This window comes from Enterobacter cloacae complex sp. HYC033_NIDB (assembly GCF_056673335.1).
In genome coordinates this window covers 683,699-705,948 of sequence record NZ_CP115123.1, presented here as the reverse complement: position 1 = coordinate 705,948, position 22,250 = coordinate 683,699, and the positions used below count along the sequence as shown (strand labels likewise).

Annotated in this window: 19 protein-coding genes; 10 read left to right on the top strand and 9 right to left on the bottom strand. The window is 55.5% G+C overall.

Annotation, left to right across the window (positions count from 1 at the left end; genetic code table 11):
• Positions 1–44: 44 nt before the first annotated feature.
• The 4 genes from O1721_RS03360 to yihU are packed head-to-tail and all read right to left on the bottom strand — an operon-like array spanning position 45 to position 5,125.
• Complete coding sequence (locus O1721_RS03360; RefSeq protein WP_032649904.1) at positions 45–2,069, bottom strand: alpha-glucosidase; 2,025 nt, start codon at positions 2,067–2,069, stop codon at positions 45–47.
• A gap of 16 nt (positions 2,070–2,085) precedes the next feature.
• Positions 2,086–3,327 carry a sulfoquinovose isomerase gene (yihS, locus tag O1721_RS03355; RefSeq protein WP_023295642.1) on the bottom strand — a complete coding sequence of 414 codons (1,242 nt, stop codon included), beginning with the start codon at positions 3,325–3,327 and terminating at the stop codon, positions 2,086–2,088.
• Positions 3,328–3,341: 14 nt separating this feature from the next.
• On the bottom strand, positions 3,342–4,217 hold the full coding sequence (gene yihT / locus O1721_RS03350) for a sulfofructosephosphate aldolase (protein WP_032649901.1): 876 nt from the start codon (positions 4,215–4,217) through the stop codon (positions 3,342–3,344).
• Positions 4,218–4,234: 17 nt separating this feature from the next.
• On the bottom strand, positions 4,235–5,125 hold the full coding sequence (gene yihU, locus O1721_RS03345; RefSeq protein WP_032649900.1) for a sulfolactaldehyde 3-reductase: 891 nt from the start codon (positions 5,123–5,125) through the stop codon (positions 4,235–4,237).
• A gap of 155 nt (positions 5,126–5,280) precedes the next feature.
• On the opposite strand from yihU, the gene O1721_RS03340 reads away from it, so the two are divergent.
• From O1721_RS03340 to O1721_RS03300, 9 genes are all read left to right on the top strand, one after another.
• Positions 5,281–6,177 (top strand): sugar kinase, encoded by an 897-nt coding sequence (locus O1721_RS03340; RefSeq protein ID WP_023304652.1) that lies wholly within the window; start codon positions 5,281–5,283, stop codon positions 6,175–6,177.
• Positions 6,178–6,211: 34 nt separating this feature from the next.
• Positions 6,212–7,012 (top strand): DeoR/GlpR family DNA-binding transcription regulator, encoded by an 801-nt coding sequence (locus tag O1721_RS03335; protein WP_003861944.1) that lies wholly within the window; start codon positions 6,212–6,214, stop codon positions 7,010–7,012.
• Positions 7,013–7,130: 118 nt separating this feature from the next.
• Positions 7,131–7,730 (top strand): glucose-1-phosphatase, encoded by a 600-nt coding sequence (gene yihX, locus O1721_RS03330; RefSeq protein WP_032649898.1) that lies wholly within the window; start codon positions 7,131–7,133, stop codon positions 7,728–7,730.
• Positions 7,724–8,605, top strand: a complete 882-nt coding sequence (locus O1721_RS03325) for a virulence factor BrkB family protein (RefSeq protein ID WP_003861949.1) — start codon at positions 7,724–7,726, stop codon at positions 8,603–8,605. The genes yihX and O1721_RS03325 overlap by 7 nt, the downstream gene beginning before the upstream one ends.
• Positions 8,602–9,039, top strand: coding sequence for a D-aminoacyl-tRNA deacylase (gene dtd, locus O1721_RS03320; RefSeq protein ID WP_015569909.1), 438 nt, complete (start codon positions 8,602–8,604; stop codon positions 9,037–9,039). Before O1721_RS03325 ends, dtd begins: the two co-directional genes overlap by 4 nt.
• A gap of 44 nt (positions 9,040–9,083) precedes the next feature.
• On the top strand, positions 9,084–10,025 hold the full coding sequence (gene fabY / locus O1721_RS03315; RefSeq protein WP_015569910.1) for a fatty acid biosynthesis protein FabY: 942 nt from the start codon (positions 9,084–9,086) through the stop codon (positions 10,023–10,025).
• A gap of 106 nt (positions 10,026–10,131) precedes the next feature.
• Positions 10,132–11,607, top strand: a complete 1,476-nt coding sequence (locus O1721_RS03310) for an aminotransferase class I/II-fold pyridoxal phosphate-dependent enzyme (protein ID WP_223259300.1) — start codon at positions 10,132–10,134, stop codon at positions 11,605–11,607.
• 33 nt (positions 11,608–11,640) lie between these two features.
• Positions 11,641–13,137, top strand: coding sequence for a class I adenylate-forming enzyme family protein (locus O1721_RS03305; RefSeq protein WP_032649896.1), 1,497 nt, complete (start codon positions 11,641–11,643; stop codon positions 13,135–13,137).
• 125 nt (positions 13,138–13,262) lie between these two features.
• Positions 13,263–14,228 carry a DMT family transporter gene (locus O1721_RS03300; RefSeq protein WP_032649895.1) on the top strand — a complete coding sequence of 322 codons (966 nt, stop codon included), beginning with the start codon at positions 13,263–13,265 and terminating at the stop codon, positions 14,226–14,228.
• 39 nt (positions 14,229–14,267) lie between these two features.
• On the opposite strand, the gene O1721_RS03295 is transcribed toward O1721_RS03300, so the two are convergent.
• The 5 genes from O1721_RS03295 to fdnG form a co-directional block, all read right to left on the bottom strand.
• The gene (locus O1721_RS03295) at positions 14,268–15,146 is read right to left on the bottom strand and encodes a LysR family transcriptional regulator (RefSeq protein ID WP_032649893.1); all 879 of its coding nucleotides are present in this window, start codon (positions 15,144–15,146) and stop codon (positions 14,268–14,270) included.
• 367 nt (positions 15,147–15,513) lie between these two features.
• On the bottom strand, positions 15,514–16,443 hold the full coding sequence (gene fdhE / locus O1721_RS03290; protein ID WP_003861956.1) for a formate dehydrogenase accessory protein FdhE: 930 nt from the start codon (positions 16,441–16,443) through the stop codon (positions 15,514–15,516).
• A complete protein-coding gene (gene fdoI, locus O1721_RS03285) occupies positions 16,440–17,075 on the bottom strand; it encodes a formate dehydrogenase cytochrome b556 subunit (RefSeq protein ID WP_003861958.1) in 636 nt (211 codons plus the stop codon). Before fdoI ends, fdhE begins: the two co-directional genes overlap by 4 nt.
• Positions 17,072–17,974, bottom strand: coding sequence for a formate dehydrogenase subunit beta (gene fdxH / locus O1721_RS03280; protein WP_014072386.1), 903 nt, complete (start codon positions 17,972–17,974; stop codon positions 17,072–17,074). The genes fdoI and fdxH overlap by 4 nt, the downstream gene beginning before the upstream one ends.
• Before the next feature lie 12 nt (positions 17,975–17,986).
• Positions 17,987–21,037: a formate dehydrogenase-N subunit alpha gene (gene fdnG, locus O1721_RS03275; RefSeq protein ID WP_085929672.1), complete on the bottom strand. Its 3,051-nt coding sequence runs from the start codon at positions 21,035–21,037 to the stop codon at positions 17,987–17,989.
• A 371-nt stretch (positions 21,038–21,408) separates the two neighbouring features.
• On the opposite strand from fdnG, the gene fdhD reads away from it, so the two are divergent.
• Positions 21,409–22,245 carry a formate dehydrogenase accessory sulfurtransferase FdhD gene (gene fdhD / locus O1721_RS03270; protein ID WP_023295636.1) on the top strand — a complete coding sequence of 279 codons (837 nt, stop codon included), beginning with the start codon at positions 21,409–21,411 and terminating at the stop codon, positions 22,243–22,245.
• Positions 22,246–22,250: the final 5 nt, after the last annotated feature.

Sequence of the window (22,250 nt, the reverse complement as noted above, 5' to 3'; positions counted from 1 at the left end):
ATTGTTCTCCGTCTGCCCGCAGGTTTCCCTGCGGGCGAGCCTTATCAGATATGACGTAAGGTGCTAAACAGATCTGCCCATTCGCTTTGCTGGCGATAGAAGACCGGCGGTTTGCCGAGCGGGGCATCAACGGTGATGTCACCGCCCTGGCAGGTTTCCCCGGTCCACGCATTGACCCAGGTGTCCTGCGGCAGATAGAGCGACCAGTCGCGGCGTCCCTCTTCATGAACCGGCGCCACCAGCAGATCGCGGCCAAACAGGTACTGGTATTTCAGCGTGTAGGCGCGCGCGTCGTCCTCGTAGTGCAGGAACAGCGGGCGCATCACCGGTAGGCCGCTCTTCGCGTTCTGCGCTACCGCAGCTTTGATGTACGGCTTCAGAGTGGTGAAGACGGTGGTCATGCGCGCGAAGTGGGCGATGGTGTCCGCGTCGCCGTCGAACTGCCAGTTGTCGCCAGGGCGGTTGCCCTCGTGGGTACGCATCATCGGCGTAAAGGCGCTGAAGTCGCACCAGCGCAGCAGCAGCTCTTTGCTGCGCTTCATCTCGAAGAGGGTCGTATAGCCGCCAATGTCGCTGTGGTGCAGCCCGTGCCCGGTCATCGCCAGCGACAGCGCCGCCGGTACGACGGACGCCAGACCATCGTCCAGGCTCCAGTCGACGTTCTGATCCCCCGCCCACATCATCACAGAGTGCTTCTGGCTGCCGGTGTAGCCCGCGCGCATGAAGAACAGGATCTCCCCGAGCTTGCCGGTCTCCTCCAGCGCTTCGTAGTTACATTTCGCCCACAGGGCAGGCCAGGCGTTATGCATGATCTCCGCGCTCACGCCGTTGTGCAGGAAGGTATCGGTCGGCAGATATTCCCCGAAATCGGCCATCCAGCCGCCGCAGCCCAGTTCGATCAGGTTCTTTTTGATCACCTCTTTGTACCAGCTGTAGGCTTCCGGGTTAGTCAGGTCGATAACGCCCGCGTAGAACTCGCCGAACTCAACGTGGTAATCCTTGCCGTCGGCATCTTTGGTCAGATAGCCGCGCTTCGACGCCTCTTCGCAGAGATCTTTATCGCTGGCGACGTAAGGGTTGATATAGGAGAGGAACTGCACGCCTTCCTCTTTCCACTGCGCAATCCGCTCATCAAGCTGCGGATAGAGCGCGCTGTTCCACTTCCAGTTCCACATTACGCGTTTGCCAAAGGAGGTCATCCGGATGCCGGACCAGTCCTGCGCCCAGATGCCGTTTACCTTCACGCCGCCCTCGCGCATGGCGTCGAGCTTCTGCTGACACACCTCGGTGCCGCCCTGAATACCCAGCGTCACGCCGTCGTAAACCCAGTCCGGCAGTTCAGGCTGACGCCCCAGCAGGCCGGTCAGTTTTTCCAGCAGATCGACGTAGGTTTCTGCGCATTCGAAGCGCAGCGTGGCGTTATCTTCCCAGAATGCCAGCTCGTGGAAGTCCGGCGCGCTGAAGTCGAAGTTCATATAACAGCTGTTATCCACGTGGCAGTAGTACTTCTGGGTGCTCACGAAGGTAGGCTGTGGGAAGAAGGTCCAGTAGTAGTCGCCGCCCGCGTTCTCTTTGCAGTCGGCCTGCCAGGTGACGTAGGTCTGCTTATTGCGGCCCACGCCCTGCTCGCTGGTCCACAGCGGGAACGGCTTGCCGCGCAGATCGAAATACGAGAACTGCTCGCCGCAGCCGTAGATATGATCGTCAGGCTGAGCCGCCAGCCGCAGCCAGATGCGGTTATGGCTGGCGGCGTCATTTTTCAGCTTCAGCTCCAGACGGCCCTCACCATCCACGCCCACCAGCAGCGTCGCGCTCACCGCGTCGCCGCGGGTAAAGCGGATTGCCCAGCCCGCGCTTTGCTGCGTGACGGTCGCGTTCGTCAGGGCAATCTTTTCGTTAAGCTTGTCTTTGATGCTGAAATTGCCGCGAAACATCTCGATATCCGCTTCGCCTGCACCGATCCACAGGCAGGGGGCATCCGCAGAGTGGGATAAAATCAGACGGTCCTGCCAGCGCAGGGTGAAACCACTTTCGTTATTTTTCAGGTCAATATTGTGTAGGGTACGCATAAAAACTCCGTCTTTATTATTTGGCCAGGCTATCCAGTAATCCGGCGGCTACGGCAGGGGCTAAGCCCGGCGCCAGCGGCAGGCGGGGGATCACCAGGCAGTGCAGCAGGTGGTAAATATCCTGCTTGCCGTCCCAGACTTTGGTGGTCACTTCGTTATTGGTGTCCAGCTCCTGCCACCATGAACCGTTTTCGTAATCCATCAGGTACTTGATGCAGTAATCCCACCATTTCTGATACCAGGCTTCGTACTGCGCCTCGCCGGTGACGGTGTAGAGCGCGTAAGCCGTGCCCATCGCCTCGACGATTGGCCAGCGCACGCGTTCGCGCACGATAGGCTTGCCGTCCCAGCCCACGGAGTAGACAAAGCCGTCCGCCCCGTCGGGTGCCCAGGCGTCGCGAATAGTGGCGTGAAACAGGCCTTTCGCATCTTCCAGCAGCCACTCCGGCGGGGTTTCAAAGCGGGCTTCCAGCGCGGCACGCAGGTGCAGCATCAGGCGGCCCCACTCGATCCAGTGCCCCGGCGTGCCGCCGTAGGCGCGGAAGCGGTGGGCAGGGTTATCGATGTTGTAATCGCGGATCGGGTTCCAGCTGGTGTCGAAATGCTCGTTAACGCGGTACTCCCCTTTGCGCGCCACGTCGTGAATAATCACCGAGGCGATGCGCAGGGCGCGGTCGAGCCATTTCCGGTCGTGGGTCACGTCATAGACGATGAGGAAGGCTTCCACGGCGTGCATATTGGCGTTACCGCCGCGGTAATCTTCCGTCTTGCTGAAGGCTTCGTCCCAGGACTCCAGGCACATCTGCTCCTGTTCGCTCCAGAAGTAGCGCTCAATCACCTCGATGGCATCGTCCAGCAGCTTGCGTGCCTGCGGGTGGCCGGTGGTGACGGCGCTCGCCGCGCCCAGCAGGACGAAGAAGTGCTGATAGCCCTGCTTGGACGCATCAATCACGCCTTCATCGTTTACGCAGGCGTACCAGCCGCCGTGCTGTTTATCGCGCAGCGGACCGTTCAGGGCATTAATGCCGTGCTCAACCAGGGCGTACGCGCCGGGGCGCCCCATGTTCGCCGCCACCGCGTAAACGTGCAGCATGCGGGCGGTGATCCACAGATGGGTGCCCATATCGCTGCGCACCTGCCCGTTATTGCCCAGCCAGCCAAAGCCGGTCGGTACGGCGGCGTTTTTACCGAAATCGAGAATGCGGTCGGTCTCTTGTTCGAGCCAGCGGTTATGGCTCAGGGTGTTAAACCATTTCATGTTCGGGTCCTTTCTTAACGGCGAGCCATCATTTCGTCGACGATCTCACCCAGACGCTGAAGTTTTGGCACGGAAATATCACGCAGCATCATCTCGGTGTCCGGCAGGCCAATCACCGATGACCAGACGGCGCGACCGGCTAAAAAGCCCGATGCCCCCGCCTGCATGGCGACGCTTACGGCACGCGGGAATAACTTATCGTCCACGCCGGAGGAGAGGATCACCCACGGCATGGCGATGTTCTCGTTCAGCTTCTGCGAGGCCGTCAGTAGCTCGTGCTGTGTGCCCTTACCAAACAGCGGCATTTCCACTTTGTAGAGGTCGGCGCCGCTGTCGCCCAGCTCTTTGGCCGCATCGATAATCGCCTGCTCGCGGTCAAACGCGGCGCCGAGGCGCGGGGGACGCACCACCGGCTCGATAATGCTCAACAGTCCGTTGTCGTGGCACAGCGTATTGAACGCTTTCACCATTTCCAGGCGCTGCTGCGGATCTTCATCGCTGCGCCACAGCACCAGCAGCTTCAGCGCCTTACCGCCATCGCGTTTGACCGCCTGCGCGTCAACGTTCTTGTCGATCACCACGCTGTCGACCGGAATGCCGTTCCCCGGGATAAACTCGTCGGCGGCGACAATCATTGCGCAGCTTTTGGCCACGGCCTGCTGCTCGACAATCTGGCTGTAGCAGAACTGCTGGTCGACGAGGATCGCAGAGGCGTACGGCGACAGAATTTTCGCCGCATTGACTTTAAAATCCGTCAGGTGCTGGTCGGTTACCGGCACCGGCGCGCCTGCGGCAGCAAACATCAGGCGCATCGCTTCGCGCTGATCCACGGCCAGCATCGCAAAACCGCCGGAAGGTCGGGTGATATCTTTCAGGGTGTACATCGTCATTCCTCAGTCCTTTCGTATCAGTGTGTTTTTTTCAGCCCGGCAGATGCGCGAACCTGTTCAAGAATGGCCGTCCAGTCTTCGCGCCCGCGCCCGGCGGCGCGTGCCTGGTTGTATACTTCGCGGGACGCCGCGCCCAGCGGCATCGGAACGTGGAGCTGGTTGGCCACGTCGAGGGCGATCCCCAGATCCTTATGCGCAAGGTCGATCATGAAGGCGGGTGAAAGATCCCCTTTCAGCACCTTGTTCGGCCAGGATGTCGTGAAGTGGCCTTTGCCCGCCGGCGTGCCGCTCATCACCTTGAGCGCCACGTCAAAGGAGAGGCCAAGCGCTTCGCACAGTACGGCGGCCTCGGCGGAAAGGGCGTTCAGGGCGATGCTCATGTAGTTATTGATGAGCTTCACGCGGATGCCCATGCCCGGCCCGCCAGCGTTAATCAGTTCATTGCCCATCGCCATTAAAACGGGGGTGGCGCGCTCAACCTGCTGCGCCGTACCGCCCGCCAGCAGGAGCAGCGTACCGGCGATGGCATGATCAGAGGTGCGTCCGACGGGCACGTCCATCAGGCTGAAGCCTTGCTCAGCCATGTCGCGGATCAGTGCGTCGGTTTGCAGCGGGTGAATGGTGGACATATCAATGACCAGCGCGTCGCGGGATAACCCTTCGCATACGCCGTGCTCGCCGAACAGCACGCTGCGCACCAGGTCGCCGTTTGGCAGCATGGTAATGACGAATTCGGCCTCCGTTACGGCCTGCGCTGGCGTCCCCGCCGCCCGGGCGCCGCTCTCTACCAGCGCCTGAACCGCCTGCGGGTTCACGTCAAAGACGTTAAGCTGATGACCTTGCTTCAACAGATTCTTCGCCATTGGCGCGCCCATCTGCCCTAAACCGATAAATGCGATTGCTGACATGCCTCTCTCCTGTCACATCGTGTCAATTTTTGCGCGTTTGTGGTGTCTGTTTTTGATCGTATTTGTAATTTATAGTCAAAAAATTGACACGGGTCACTTTTTAAACATTTGGTGAAATTAAAATGAAGGCATCAGAAATCGCAGAAGGAATCACCATGACTCGCATCGTTTGTGTCGGCATTACCGTGCTGGATCGCATCTGGTATCTCGATGATTTACCGAAAGAAGGTGGGAAATATGTCGCAAAAGACTATACGGAAGTGGGCGGCGGCCCGGCGGCAACGGCGGCAGTGGCAGCCGCAAAACTGGGCGCGGAAGTGGATTTTATTGGTCGGGTGGGGGACGACGATACCGGCAGACGACTGCTTGCGGAGCTGGAATCCCTGGGGGTGAACACCCGCTATACGCGCATAGTTAAGGGAGCCCGATCGTCGCAATCGGCGGTGCTGGTGGACGCAGGTGGGGAAAGAGTGATTGCCAACTACCCCAGCCCCGATCTCCCTGCGGCGGCAGACTGGCTGCATGAAATCGACTTCTCTCAGTGGGACATTGTCTTAGCCGACGTGCGCTGGCATGACGGGGCAAAACAGGCATTTACCCTGGCCCGCCAGCAGGGCGTACCGACGCTGCTGGATGCGGATGTCACCCCGCAGGACATCGCGGATCTGATTGCCTTAAGCGACCACGCGGCCTTCTCCGCGCCAGGACTGCGGCGGTTAACGCAGCTGGATGAAACCGAAAACGCATTGAAAAAAGCACAAACGCTCACAAATGGACATGTGTATGTCACACAGGGGCGAGACGGCTGTTTCTGGCTGGAAAACGACACGCTATGTCATCAGCCTGGTTTTGAAGTGAACGTCATTGATACCACCGGGGCGGGCGACGTGTTCCACGGTGCGCTGGCGGTCAGCCTGGGGCAGAAATTACCCGCCGCAGACGCCGTGCGTTTTGCCAGCGCCGTCGCAGCACTGAAATGTACAAAGCCCGGCGGGCGCGCGGGTATACCCGACTGTGATCAAACCCGCTCTTTTTTGTCACTTTTTGTATAAAATGCGGGGCGTGATGGTTTTCAGAGGACAGCCCATGAGCCTTACCGAACTGACCGGCAACCCGCGTCACGATCAGCTGCTGACGCTGATTGCCGATCGCGGCTATATGAACATTGATGAACTGGCGCAGCTGCTGGATGTCTCCACGCAAACCGTGCGCCGGGATATCCGTAAGCTCAGCGAGCAGGGGCTGATCACCCGTCATCACGGCGGCGCGGGCAGGGCATCCAGCGTGGTCAACACGGCGTTCGAACAGCGTGAAGTCTCGCTTACCGAAGAGAAACGGGCGATTGCCGAAGCGATTGCGGACTATATTCCCGACGGTTCGACCATTTTTATCACCATCGGGACGACCGTGGAGCACGTTGCCCGGGCACTGCTTAACCATAATCATCTGCGCATCATCACTAACAGCCTGAGGGTGGCACACATTCTTTATAAGAATCCGCGCTTTGAGGTGATGGTGCCCGGCGGTACGCTGCGCCCGCATAACGGCGGCATTATCGGTCCTGCGGCAACGGCGTTCGTGTCAGGATTTCGCGCAGATTACCTGGTCACCAGCGTCGGGGCGATAGAGCACGATGGCGCGATGATGGAATTTGACGTTAACGAAGCCAGCGTGGTGAAAACCATGATCGCTCACTCCCGTCACATTTTACTGGCGGCCGATCATACGAAATACCACGCCTCCGCGGCGGTTGAAATTGGCAACGTGGCGCAGGCGACGGCGCTGTTCACCGATGAGCTGCCCGGCCCGGCGCTGCAAAACCACCTCAAATCCAGCAAGGTTGAGGTTGTCGAAGTCAATTCCGGAGAAGAGCAGCAGGCTGGCTGATCCTCTTATGGCCCGATATTGCGATTCGGGCCTTTCCTTTCTCTAAGCTGAATCTGGCGCATAGCTAAAGTTTCTCTTTCCCGCTACAGTTACTTTTCCACGGCGAAAGGAGATAAACATGCTTTATATCTTTGACTTAGGAAATGTAATCGTCGATATCGATTTTAACCGGGTGCTAGGTGCATGGAGCGATTTTAGCCGTGTTCCGCTGGCGACGTTAAAGCAGAATTTCGCGATGGGTGAGACTTTCCATCTGCACGAGCGCGGTGAGATCAGCGATGAAGCGTTCGCAGAGCGTTTCTGTCAGGAAATGGGTCTCTCGTTAAGCTACGAGCAGTTTTCCCACGGCTGGCAGGCGGTTTTTGTCGCGATCCGCCCCGAAGTGATCGACATCATGCACAAGCTGCGCGAGCAGGGGCATCGCGTCGTCGTCCTGTCGAATACCAACCGCCTGCATACCACCTTCTGGCCGGATGAATACCCGGAAATCCACGCGGCGGCAGATAAAGTGTATCTCTCCCAGGAGATGGGGATGCGTAAACCTGAGGCGCGCATCTATCAGGCGGTATTGCAGGAAGAAGGATTCACGGCGGCGGATGCGGTCTTTTTTGACGACAACGCCGATAATATAGAAGGGGCTAATCAGTTAGGTATCACCTCCATTCTGGTGACCGGAAAAGAGACGATACCGAACTACTTTGCGAAGCAGTTATGCTAAAAACCGTTCATCAAAAAGCCAATCACCACACGCGCCCGCTGAGGGCGTGGCTGAAACTCCTCTGGCATCGCATTGACGAGGACAACATGACCACGCTGGCGGGCAATCTCGCTTACGTGTCATTGCTCTCGCTGGTGCCGCTGGTGGCGGTGATTTTTGCGCTTTTTTCGGCGTTTCCGATGTTTGCCGATGTGAGCATGCAGCTTCGCCATTTTGTTTTCGCGAACTTTATTCCTGCCACCGGCGATGTGATCCAGAACTACATTGAACAGTTTGTCGCAAACTCCAGCAAGATGACGGCGGTGGGAGCGTGTGGGCTTATTGTTACCGCGCTGCTGCTGATGTACTCCATCGACAGTGCGCTCAACACCATCTGGCGGAGCAAAAAAGTCCGCCCGAAGGTTTACTCCTTTGCCGTCTACTGGATGATTTTAACCCTTGGCCCATTGCTGGCGGGGGCAAGCCTGGCGATCAGTTCCTACCTTCTTTCGCTGCGCTGGGCGACAGACTTAAACAGCGTGATCGATAACGTGCTGCGTATCTTCCCGCTGATTTTATCGTGGCTTTCGTTCTGGCTGCTCTACAGCGTGGTGCCAACCACGCGCGTACCCAACCGGGATGCCGTGGTGGGTGCGCTGGTCGCGGCGTTGCTCTTTGAGCTGGGCAAGAAAGGATTCGCGCTTTATATCACCATGTTCCCCTCTTATCAGCTGATTTACGGCGTGCTGGCGGTGATCCCCATTTTGTTTGTCTGGGTCTACTGGACGTGGTGTATCGTCTTGCTTGGCGCCGAAATAACTGTCACTCTCGGGGTCTACCGCGAACTCAAAAAAGCAGCAGAAGCTGAAAAACAACAAGAAGCAGACCAACCATGATTGCATTGATTCAGCGCGTAACCCGTGCCAGCGTCACCGTGGCGGATGAGGTGACGGGTGAGATTGGCCCAGGACTTTTGGTGCTCCTGGGTGTCGAAAAGGATGACGACGAACAAAAAGCCAACCGCTTATGTGAGCGCGTGCTGGGCTACCGCATTTTCAGCGATGCGGAAGGCAAGATGAACCTGAACGTTCAGCAGGCGGGCGGCAGCGTGCTGGTGGTTTCCCAGTTTACGCTGGCTGCGGATACCGAACGCGGCATGCGGCCGAGTTTTTCGAAGGGCGCGGCACCGGATCGCGCAGAAGCCCTTTACGAGTACTTTGTTGAGCGTTGTCGCCAACAGGACATGAATACACAAACCGGACGATTCGCTGCGGATATGCAGGTTTCGCTGGTGAACGATGGCCCCGTCACATTCTGGCTCCAGGTATGAGCCAACTGGCGGCATGGCCGCGGGTAACAAGAGAGAGTACAGCTATGTATCACCTTCGAGTACCGCAAACGGAAGAAGAATTAGACGCTTATTACCATTTCCGCTGGGAAATGCTGCGCAAGCCACTGCATCAACCGAAAGGGTCTGAACGCGACGCCTGGGACGCGATGGCGCACCACCAGATGGTGGTTGATGAAGAGGGCAACCTCGTTGCCGTGGGACGTCTGTATATCAATGCCGACAACGAAGCTTCAATCCGCTTTATGGCCGTACATCCCTCCGTGCAGGACAAAGGCCTCGGAACGCTGATGGCAATGACGCTGGAATCCGTCGCCCGTCAGGAAGGGGTCAAGCGCGTCACCTGTAGCGCCCGCGAAGATGCCGTTGAGTTCTTTGCCAAGCTTGGTTTCGTGAATCAGGGGGAAATCACCGCCCCGCAAACTACGCCGATTCGTCACTTTTTGATGATCAAACCCATCGCCACGCTGGACGATATTCTCCATCGCGCCGACTGGTGCGGTCAGCTCCAGCAGGCGTGGTATCAGCACATTCCGCTCAGTGAAAAAATGGGTGTGCGTATTCAGCAGTACACCGGGCAAAAATTTATTACCACCATGCCGGAAACCGGCAACCAGAACCCGCACCATACCCTGTTTGCCGGCAGCCTGTTTTCACTCGCCACGCTCACCGGCTGGGGGCTGATCTGGCTGATGCTGCGCGAACGTCATCTCGGCGGCACCATTATTCTGGCCGATGCCCATATCCGCTACAGCGCGCCGATCAGCGGCAAGCCGAGCGCGGTAGCTGACCTGGGCGCACTGGGCGGCGATCTCGACCGTCTGGCGCGTGGACGTAAAGCGCGCGTACAGATGCAGGTTGAGCTGTTCGGCGATGAAACGCCAGGCGCGGTGTTTGAAGGCACCTATATCGTTCTGCCTGCGAAGCCTTATGGCGCGTATGAAGAGGGCGGGAACGAGGAGGAGTAGTCTCCTTCTCACTCTCGCCCGGCAGCAATAAAATCCGGAACCAGATCTCCAGTTCCTTTTTCCAGTACCTGCCCGTTCGCAGGCGCTGGAGGAAGTATTATCACAAATGCTGATAGCACAATCAAAAAAAACAAATATTCATTGGAAAAAGAAGGAGGCATATTTTATCCACGCAAGAAAATGTAAGGGAATAACAATGAATGCTAAAGTAATAAATATGACTGGTATCACACCCATTCTTAGCAGACTTGAATCTCTTCGAGAGAGGAAAATTTTTTCTTTCCACGCTCTCCCGATATCAAGTTACGGAAATAGCGATATTATCGGTGATCCTAACTCTGAAATTTCGGAATGTCCTGAAGGTTCTTTTACTGGAGAACTTTTCGATAATTTCTTTTTCCCTTCTGGAATTATTTCAGAATCACAAAAAATGACAGCTGGACTCTATAATGCTGACTCATCATTCTATATTACCAGCGGAACCAGTATAGCTAATCAGATCGCTATTTCAGCCTTGTGTAAAAAGGGAGATCGTATTCTGGCTGACCGTAACTGTCACCAATCAATTCATTTTCATACGCAGTCAATCGGTGTTGACGTCCATTATCTTTGCCCGGACCTTCGAACGGAGGACGGTGAAATCAGCGCCTGGTCATATGAACATCTTGAAAAGACTCTTCTTACGCTGGAGCAAAGTGGCAAAGCCTGCGATGTGGTGATACTCACCGCACAGTCCTATGAGGGAATCATTTATGATATTCCGGGGGTTCTTGAACGAATTCTGGCGGCCGGCATCAGCACTAGACGATTTTTTATTGATGAAGCATGGGGCAGCCTAAATTATTTCAGCGAAGACACTCGGTTCCTGACAGCAATGAATATAGGTCATCTGCTTGATAAGTATCCTGATCTGGACGTTGTCTGCACCCACTCCGCGCATAAATCCCTTTTTTGTCTCCGGCAGGCTTCAATTATCCACTGCCGTGGGACCGATAGCCTGCCGGACAAGATTGAAACTGCAAAATACCGTATCCATACCACCTCACCAAGCTACCCGATCATAGCCTCTCTCGACGCCGCACAGGCAGTGATGACTGAATATGGGAATGCACTTGCTGTACACGCGCGCGGGCTGGTAAGCAAATTTATTACCGGTGTATCTTCAATGAAAATTCCTGGCATCGAAGCGGTGTGTCTTCAGGCTTTTAGCTCACAAAACCACATTCATTATGATCCGACAAAAGTGATGCTTGATGTATCTGCACTCGGGACAGGAGCAGAGATTAAACAGTATCTGTGCGAGGAAAATATCTATGTGAAGAGATTTATGAATAACGTAATTCTCTTTAATTTCCACATTGGTATCAACGACCAGGCTGTTACTTCACTGCTTTTAGCACTGAATAAAATCAGTAAGAGGAAATACGAAAATACCACTTCCGAAACGGAGGTTTCGGATAAATTTATTATACCTTATCCTCCCGGTGTCCCGCTCGTTTTCCCGGGGGAGATTATTGATGATGGTATAAGAAACAAAATCGATGAATACCGGAAAAATGGTTTTCTGATTATCGCAGCCTGAATTTAATATCTTTATCCAAACAGGAAAATTATCATGATTACGCTCAGCAGAATGGCTGAGATTGCTGCCATACGCGGCAATCAGACCTGTATTACCGACAATAACGGACAGTATACCTGGAATGAGATCATTCAGCAGACCGAATCCCGCGTAGTCTTCCTTCGCCGGACTTTCAGTGAAGAGCAGTTGCGATCAGTCTGCTATCTGTCGAAAAATAATGCCGAACTAGTGTGCTGGCTGGCAGCATTCGCCACGCTCGGCATTTCGGCCAGCGGGCTGGATTACTCGCTTCCTGTAGAGACACTCAGCACGCTGATTGGGAGGATAAGACCTGGTTTATTGCTGGTTTCCTTCAAGTTATTTACAGCCGATGAACTCAGTCATCTGAATACACTCGGCCCGAGCATGCTAGCCGTTGATGCCCCGACTGATCCGATGATCGACAGTATCGGAGAACTGCATCACTCGGAATCGAACTACCTGGTGTCCACGTATACACAGCCACCGTACCGCGGGCTTTCCCTTACGTCAGGAACGAGTTCTGTACCTAAAGTAGCCCTGCGCTATCGATCTTTTGATACCCGCCGTTTCGCATGGTTTACCCGTCAATTTGGCTTCAGCGACGCTGATGGCTTTATGCTCATTCTGCCTCTTTACCATGCTGCCGGTAACGGCTGGGCACGAATGTTTATGGGACTGGGGGCCCCCCTTCATCTGGTTGATCAGTATGATGAACAGGCCCTTGCGCGTACGCTTTCCCGAGGGTGTGTACGCGCAACGGTAATGACCCCTAATCTTGTCACATGGATTACGGGCCTTGCCACCCGGCTTCCCCTTCAGCATTACCTACGCTGGGTACTGGTCGGGGGCAGTTATTTCCCCGTTACGAGCAAACAGGCCGCCAGCGCCGCCTTTGGTAATATTTTCTGTGAATATTACGGCTGCACGGAAACAGGGGTGAATGTCCTGTCAGAGCCGGCCGACATGAAGGCCTGTCCGGAGAGTGTCGGTCGTCCTTTTGACGGTAACCGAGTGATGATCCTTGATGAGGACAACAGACCGCTCAGTGCGTGGGAAAAAGGGAGAGTAGCCATCTCCAGCTATATGCTCATGGATGAGTATGGCGATGGTAGCAGGCCGTTCATCATGATCGGAGGTGAATATTACTTCCTGATGGCCGATTATGGCTATCTGGATGATGGCGGCAGGCTGTTTCTGATGAACCGTAACGGTGAAATTCGTAGTGATCATGATATTTACCGAATTGAGGAAAAAATCCGCTCACTGCCCTGTATCACAGATGTGGCGCTGGTTACGGTGCGGCTTCAAGGGGTCAATCATGTCAGATGTATTTTCAGTACTGGCCAGAGCCGCAAACAAAAATTCATGCGTCTGCTAGAAAAAATCAATGAACAGGCTTTCACAACCGGTGTCATGAATTTCTCTGCACACCAGGTTGATAAAATACCTTACAGCCCGAGTGGCAAAGTCCGTTATGGTGAAGTTATCCGTATGCTGGATGCAGCATAAACAAAGACTATCAATATTTCTGATAACAGCATAAAAACTCGTGAATAGTTATTTATTAACAACTGTGAAAATATTTAAGAAAAATAGCTACCACGATTTTATGAATATAAAAGGAAAGTGAATCAATGAATACTTATATTAAAGGACTGCTCTGCTGCCTGCTGGCAACAGTGTCATGGGGAGCTATGTTTCCTGTTATGACACATGCTCTGATTCGGATAGATCCATTTAATTTTACGACAATCCGCTATGGTATTGCGGGTATTGCTTTTGCTCTGCTGTTGCTATTTAGTGAAGGGCGTCCCGCTTTTCGGCTGAAAAACGAACGTTGGGGGCTGGCCTGGTTGTTCGGAACTCTGGGATTTGCCGGATTCGGTTTCCTGGTGTTCCTCGGTCAGCATCTTGCAGGCCCGGGCGGAGCCCTGACCGCATCCATCATGATGGCGACTATGCCCATGCTGGGTCTCCTTACTATCTGGGCGCTAAAAAAAGTCCGCCCACGGGCCAGCACCTTTGGGTTTATACTGTTGTCCTTCAGCGGAGTGGTGCTGGTGATCACTGACGGTAATGCGTCAGTAGTCCTGCACTCTCCGGCCAGTCTGACAGCCAACCTACTGCTGATTGCCGGCGCACTCTGCTGGGTTCTGTATACCATCGGCGGAAGTTATTTTCCTGGCTGGAGTCCGCTGCGTTACACCACGCTGACCACACTGCTGGGTATGACAAGCGTGGCCGCCACAGATCTGCTGCTGATGGTCACAGGTATCATCACAGTACCGGATGCCGCTGCAATCACAGCCGTGATCCCGCATCTGCTGTATATGGCCCTGATCGCAGGTCTGATGGCGGTACTGTGCTGGAACATTGGCAACCGTATTGTCACACCAACCACCGGTGTGCTCTTTATGGATGTCGTTCCTGTCACCGCCTTTATTGTCTCGGCGCTGAATGGCGTGGTACCGACGCATGTACAGATTGCCGGCGCCACACTCACAGCTACGGCGCTTTTGTTCAACAACCTCAGCCAGCGTAAAATGGCGCAACAAGCTGTACAGAGCGCTGTACTGAAAACCTCTGCCGCTCCTCGTTAACCCCCAAGCCCTCTCTTCGATAGAGGGGGCCGTAAAAACTCAGGCCGGTACCTGCCAGATATCCCTCACAGTATCGATCAGTGCAGCCACTACAGGGGAAGTTTCTTTTTCACGATCCCATACAAAGCAGAGCTGGCTCACTGTTTTTTCCCCAGGCCAAATATACAGCTCCTCGTTATCTTGGAGAATCAGAGCAATGTCCTCCCGCATAAGGGTTATGCCAGCCTCCATTGCAACCAACTCGGCCAGTGTTTTTTCCTGATCAACGATGATGGCTGGCTGCACACTCACACCATGTCTTTGCAGAAAATCACGAGCAATCGCATTGAAAGAACATTTTTCCGGTGTGGAAATCCACGGAAACTCCTTAAGCGTGTCCCAGCCGGCAGACTCAAGCTGCGCCTTCCAGGGACGAGGGCCAACAATGCATAAGGTGATTGGTGAAACCGTAATCACGCCCAATCGGTCTCCGTGTACTTCTCCAATGATAAAACCGGCATCCAGCTCTCCTGCGAGAAGGCTGTCAACGATATGACCAGAAATATTCTGCCTGATTGTCAGGCTAACGTTCTGATGCCGCTGACGTAGCTGGGAAAGAATCTGTGGTAGATTGAGTATCACAGGAACGGAAATCGTACCGAGGGCGCAGATTTCAGTAGCATGCAGCGAACGAGCCCGATTCATAAACTTACTGACAGCAACCAGAGCGAGGCGGGCTTCGTCCCGCATAATCAGACCGGATGCTGTGAGCTCCATACCGCGTGGGGTGCGTTTGAAAAGCCGTACATTAAATTCTGTTTCTAGCGACTTAATATGAGCGCTGACCGCTGGCTGGCTCAGAAACAGTTGACTAGCCGCCTTGGTCAGGCTCGCTGTTTCTGCAACGGTAACAAGGGTTCTGAGCTGGTTTAAATCCATTAAGCTTCCTGCCTTTTCAGATTAGATGATACTTGAGCCAACTGTGACTGGCCTGATTCACATTAACCTGTATTTCCTTACATTGTATACGTGTAATGTAAATTACGGATTATCAGCGAGCGGAATTTCAGGCAAAGTGTTGGAGAGAGCGGGATCTTTATCGAAGTCAGTGTTGGGATTGGACATTGTTGTACAGTAAGGGTACCCCCGGTGCGTAAGAGATTGATCTGGCATTAGAGACTAACGCTTAAAAGTTATCGCTATTGCGGTGTCGCATTTGGGTTATCCGATTCAAAAGACTTTGCGGGAATCACCTTACCAGCTGTAGGCCGGGCAAGCTCGCGCCGCCCGGCACTCTCACAGGAGATTACTCCCCTTCACCCGGGAACAGGAACGGGTTGATCGAGCTGCGGGCAAAGCCCTCCTGCTCCATCTTCGCGTCCAGAATCAGCGAGGCGAGATCGTCGGCCACGGCTTCGACTTTCGGGTCTTTTTCCTGATACAGAATCTTCAGGTAGGTCCCGCAGTCGCCGCAGCTCTCCGCTTTCACCGCCGCGTCTTCATTTTCCAGCGACCAGTAGTTCAGATCGCGGGTCTGTTCGCAGTTGCTGCACTTGATGCGCACCACGTGCCACTCGGTTTCACACAGGTTGCAGTGCAGGTAGCGCAGCCCCTGAGTGGTGCCGATTTGCACCATGCTGGAGACCGGCATTGAACCACACACCGGGCAGAACTGGCGCGCTTCGCCGTATTCGGCGCGGGCTTTACCTGGAATCAGGCTCGCCATTTGCGCCCAGTAGAGCGACAGCGCAGCCCAGATGAACGGCGCTTTATCGCTGCTCACCAGTGAGAAGTCGGAAGCAAACAGCGCGCTCGCCATCTCTTCCAGCTCCTGATCGGAGGCTTTTTCCAGGTTCTCAATGACTGCCAGCGCCGTGCCGCTCATCTCGGGCTTCAGCTCGGCGATCAGGGAATGCAGCAGCTTATGCCAGTGCTTGTCGCGCGGCAGGACGTGAATATCCAGCGGCGGTTTGCCCTGCTCATTGGCTTCTTTGATGCGTGCGGTCAGGTCCATTTGCAGCGGATGGTCGTACAGCACCACTTCCTGCGCATGGGCGACCAGCGCGGCAAAACGCAGAAAATCGCCCAGCGGGTTGTTCTCTGCCAGCTCGCGCAGACGCTCTGCGCGGCGGTTGTAGAGGTTCTTGAGTCTGGGGAATAACAACGGCGGAATATACTCCGCCGTACGTTTCTCGCTCGACCCCAGCTCATCTTGCGGGATTATGCGAATACTCATTCAGATGACTTTTCCTGTTTCTGGCGGACTTCTCGGTACCAGCGCGGGTGATGTTTCTTCGCCCACGTTTTGGTGACCCAGCCTTCCACCATCGCGGTAATGGTGCCTTTCACCCAGAGGGCGGCGTAAATATGCACCATGATAACCACAATTAACGCCACTGCGGCAAATGAATGCAGCATCAGCGCGAATCGGATCACCGGGATTGAGAAAGCAGGCGCAAAGTACGGACGCCAGATGATCACGCCGCTCACCAGCAACAGGACCAGGAAGATAATCGCCGCCCAGAATACGCATTTCTGGCCGAAGTTATAACGCCCGGTATCACCCACTTCCTCGTTGACGACGATCTTACGAATATTCTTCGCCCAAAAGATATCATCCCGATTGATTAGGTTATGGTGCCAGTAACGGAAAAACATGATGATGAACGACGCGAACATGATGACGCCCACAAACGGGTGCAGTATACGCGCCAGCTGTGGTGTCCCCATGATCTGCATCAGCCAGTTGAAGGACGGGAAGAAGAACCCCAGCCCGCTTATCGCCGCCAGCATGAAGCAGAAGGCGGTGACCCAGTGGTTGATGCGTTCCGGCGCGGTGTAGCGCACGATGGTGTCACGTTTTCTCATTTGCGCACCTCGTCTTTCTCTTCATGCAGGTTGTCGTCTTCCTCTTCCGCACGGTTCGGACCAACGCCGACGTAGTGGAAGATGCTCGCTGCGAAGGTGGCCGCAAAACCGACCGCGGCCAGCGGTTTCCAGATGCCTTTCCAGAACTTCACGGTCGCGCTGATTTCCGGGTTCTCCGGCAGGCCGTGATACAGGTTCGGCTTGTCGGCGTGGTGCAGCACGTACATCACGTGCGTACCGCCAACCCCGGCCGGATCGTACAGGCCCGCGTTATCGTAACCACGAGTTTTCAGCTCGCCCACGCGCTCTGCCGCCAGCGTTTTCATATCCTCTTTGGAGCCAAAGTGGATAGCGCCGGTTGGGCAGGTCTTCACGCACGCTGGCTCCTGGCCGACATTTACGCGGTCAACGCACAGCGTACATTTGTAGACGCGGTTGTCTTCCGGGTTCAGGCGCGGCACGTCAAACGGACAACCCGCGATGCAATAGCCGCAGCCAATACACTGCTCGGACTGGAAGTCGACGATGCCGTTGGCATACTGAATGATAGCCCCTTCTGACGGACACGCCTTCAGGCAGCCCGGATCCGCACAGTGCATACAGCCATCTTTGCGGATAAGCCATTCCAGTTTGTCGTTCTGCTCCACTTCCGAGAAACGCATTACCGTCCAGGACTTGGCGGTCAGGTCCGCCGGGTTGTCGTACACCCCGACGTTGTGACCCACTTCGTCACGGATGTCGTTCCACTCTGAACAGGCCACCTGACAGGCTTTACAGCCGATACAGGTGGTCACGTCGATAAGCTTGGCCACTTCCTGCTGGTGGTCCCGCGCCTGAGGCGCGGGCGTGAAACCGTTAGTCGCGGAACGACGGATAATGTCTTGAGATTGATAAGCCATAAGTCGTCTCCGTTACACCTTTTCCACGTTCACGAGGAAGGCCTTAAACTCCGGCGTCTGCGTGTTCGCATCACCGACGAACGGCGTCAGGGTGTTCGCAATGAACCCTTTCTTCGCCACGCCCTCATAACCCCAGTGAATTGGGATGCCGATGGTATCCACCTGCTGACCGTGAACGTTCAGCGTGCGAATACGCTTGGTCACCACCGCCTTGGCTTTGATGTAGCCGCGGTTAGAGGAGACCTTCACGGTATCGCCATGGGCAATGCCGAGTTTGTTCGCCAGCTTCTCGCCGATCTCCACAAACTGTTCCGGCTGCGCGATGGCATTCAGCAGCGCGTGCTTGGTCCAGTAGTGGAAGTGCTCGGTCAGACGGTAAGTGGTGCCGACATACGGGAACTTGTCCTTTTTACCCAGCGCTTCAAAATCGCCCTTGAAGATACGGGCTGCCGGGTTAGAGACCACGTTCGGGTGCAGCGGGTTAGTACCCAGCGGCGTCTCAAACGGCTCGTAGTGTTCCGGGAACGGACCTTCCGCCATCTTATCGATAGCAAACAGGCGCCCCATCCCTTCAGGCTGCATGATAAACGGCCCGACATCGCTGCCTGGTGCGGCAGTGCTGTAGTCCGGAATATCCACGCCGCCCCATTTCGCGCCGTCCCACTTCAGTAGCTGACGCTTAGGATCCCACGGGTTGCCCTGCGGGTCAGCTGAGGCGCGGTTATAGAGGATGCGGCGGTTAAGCGGCCATGCCCATGCCCAGCCCAGCGTATTGCCGAGGCCCGACGGGTCGGCGTTATCGCGGTTGGCCATCTGGTTGCCTTTTGGCGTCCAGCTACCGGCAAAGATCCAGCAGCCGCTGGAGGTCGTACCGTCATCGCGCAGGTGCGCAAAGGTGCTGAGCTGATCGCCTTTCTTCGCCAGCACCGCACCGGTCGCCGGGTCGATAACGTCCGCCAGCGCCTTACCGTTGCTCTCCATCGCCACTTCTTCCGGAGACGGATTCTCTGGCGTCGAGTAGTTCCAGGTCATGTTCAGCACCGGCTCAGGCGTTGCGCCGCCTTCAGCCGCGTACATTTTACGCAGACGTAAGAAGATACCGGCCAGGATCTCGCCGTCGTTCAAGGCGATGCCCGGGGCATCCGCGCCTTTCCAGTGCCACTGCAACCAGCGGCCGGAGTTGACGATAGACCCGTTCTCTTCCGCGAAGCAGGTAGACGGCAGACGGAACACTTCGGTCTGAATCTTCGACGGATCGACATCGTTCGACTCACCGTGGTTCTGCCAGAACGTCGACGTTTCGGTATTGAGCGGGTCAATCGTCACCAGGAACTTCAGCTTCGACAGAGACTCGACAACCTTGTTCTTGTTCGGGAACGACGCCACCGGGTTAAAGCCCTGGCAGATATAGCCGTTGACCTGGCCCTGGTGCATCATTTCGAAGTACTGAAGTACGTCGTAACCTTTGTCCCACTTCGGCAGCCAGTCAAAGCCCCAGCTGTTTTCCGCTGTCGCCTTGTCGCCGTAGAAGGCTTTCATCAGCGAGACGAAGAACTTCGGATAGTTGCCCCAGTAGTTCACCTGGCCTTCGAGCAGCGGTTTTGGCGTGCTGGCCGTCAGGTAGGTTTGCAGGTCGGTCTGTTTCTCGCTCGGCAGGTTCATGTAACCCGTCAGGCTCTGAGACAGCAGGCCGAGGTCGGTCAGACCCTGAATGTTGGAGTGACCGCGCAGGGCGTTCACGCCGCCGCCTGCCATCCCCATGTTGCCGAGGAGCAGCTGAACCATCGCCATGGTGCGGATGTTCTGCGCGCCGATGGAGTGCTGCGTCCAGCCGAGCGCATACAGGAACGACGCGGTTTTATCTTTCGCGCTGGTTTCCGCTATCAGCTCGCACACCTTCAGGAAGTCCGCCTTCGGCGTCCCACAGATGTTTTCGACAACCTCCGGCGTATAGCGGGACACGTGCTCTTTCAGCAGGTTCCACACGCAGCGCGGGTGTTGCAGGGTGGTGTCGCGCTTCGCAAAGCCGTTTTCGTCCAGCTCATAGTTCCAGCTGGTTTTGTCATATTTGCGTTTTTCGGCGTCATAACCGCTGAACAGGCCATCTTCGAAGTGGTAATCCTCACGCACGATCAGGCTGGCGTTGGTATAGGCTTCGGTGTACTCGCGGTTATATTTTTCGTTGGTCATCAGGTACAGCAATACGCCTGACAGGAAAGTGATGTCAGTACCTGAACGAATAGGGGTGTAGAAATCCGCCACTGACGCTGTACGCGTAAAGCGGGGATCGATCACAATCAGCTTCGCGCCGTTGTGGATTTTGGCTTCCATCGCCCAGCGGAACCCGACAGGGTGCGCTTCAGCGGCGTTACCGCCCATCACCACAATGAGGTTGGCGTTTTTGATGTCGACCCAGTGGTTGGTCATCGCACCGCGACCAAATGTTGGAGCAAGACTTGCTACCGTTGGTCCGTGTCAGACACGCGCCTGGTTGTCGACCGCGAGCATACCGAGTGCGCGCGTAAATTTCTGGGTTAAATAGCCGGTTTCGTTACTGGACGCAGAAGCACACAGCATGCCGGTGGAGAGCCAGCGGTTAACGGTGGTGCCTTCGGCATTCTTCGCGATAAAGTTGGCATCGCGGTCTTCTTTCATCAGCTTAGCGATGCGATCGAACGCTTCCTCCCAGCTGATTTGCTGCCATTTGTCAGAGCCGGGAGCGCGATACTCAGGAAACTTCAGGCGGCTTTCGGAGTGGATAAAATCTACCAGACCGGCCCCTTTCGGACACAGCGCACCACGGTTGACCGGGTGATCCGGATCGCCTTCGATGTGGAAAATGGATGCTTTGGCGTTTTTCGCACCGTCGCCGAGGCTATACATTAACAGCCCACAGCCGACGGAGCAGTACGTACAGGTGTTACGGGTTTCGCGGGTGCGCAGCAGTTTATACTGCCGTGTTTCCGCCAGCGCTACACCGGGCGCAAAGCCCAGTGCCGCCGCCGTGGTGCCTGCCATACCGCCAGCGCAGATCTTAAAGAACTGCCTTCTGCTGACCTGCATGGGTCACTCCTTGGTTCATTACGACATTGCTATGTAGTTTTACTTTGCGGTTGAGAATTAACCGCAAAGGAGAAAAATTTGCATTAATCCCTCATTTCTCCGAGGGATAAGCCCAGAATACCACAATGTCGGTACGCCTGTTCTAACGGGGTTAAAACAAAGTGAACGTATTATCACGGCATTGATTATAAAATGTGATATCAATCACATTTTATCCTGTGCATGTTAAAGAGGTGTAGCAGCTGATCGGTTGCACCCCTCCGTATTGAGTAGGAGAATGGTTGCTGAAAAGTTGATCCATACTATGCGTAAGGCCTGCCGTTTGTGTTGCAATAGCAGGCTCACTTCCGTGGTTGTTCAGGAATACCGTTGTGTCTAAACAAAACCGTGCTGCCCACGTGTCGCCACTGCCTGCGGGCATTGTGGAACTGTCGGTACACAGACCGCCTCACATTTCACATGCCACGCCGGATTTTCTGGCGGAAGAGGTCCCCGTTGCCCTGGTTTACAACGGGATTTCGCATGTGGTGATGATGGCTTCGCCGAAAGATCTGGAACTGTTCGCCATAGGTTTTTCCCTCTCGGAAGGCATCATTGCGCATCCGCAGGAGATCTACGGTATGGATGTGGTTCAGGCCTGTAATGGCCTTGAAGTACAAATCGAACTCTCCAGTCGTCGCTTTATGGGGCTGAAAGAGCGCCGCCGGGCGCTGGCCGGACGTACCGGCTGCGGCGTGTGCGGCGTTGAACAGCTTAACGATATCGGTAAGCCCGTCGCGCCGCTGCCGTTTACCCAGACCTTCAACCTCGGTAACCTCGACAAAGCCCTGGAGCACCTCAATGATGTCCAGCCCATAGGTCAGCTGAGCGGCTGTACACATGCTGCGGCGTGGTTGCTCCCGTCGGGCGAGATCGTCGGAGGTCATGAAGATGTAGGCCGCCATGTGGCGCTGGATAAGCTGCTGGGCCGTCGCGCGCGTGAAGATGCCGTCTGGCAGCAAGGGGCCGCGCTCGTTTCCAGCCGCGCCAGCTATGAAATGGTGCAGAAAGCGGCCATGTGCGGCGTGGAGATCCTGTTTGCGGTGTCGGCTGCGACAACGCTGGCGGTCGAAGTGGCAGAGCGCTGCAACCTGACGCTGGTGGGGTTCTGCAAGCCGGGCAGGGCGACAATTTACACCCATCCGCAGCGATTGATTGTTAATCAGTAATTTTG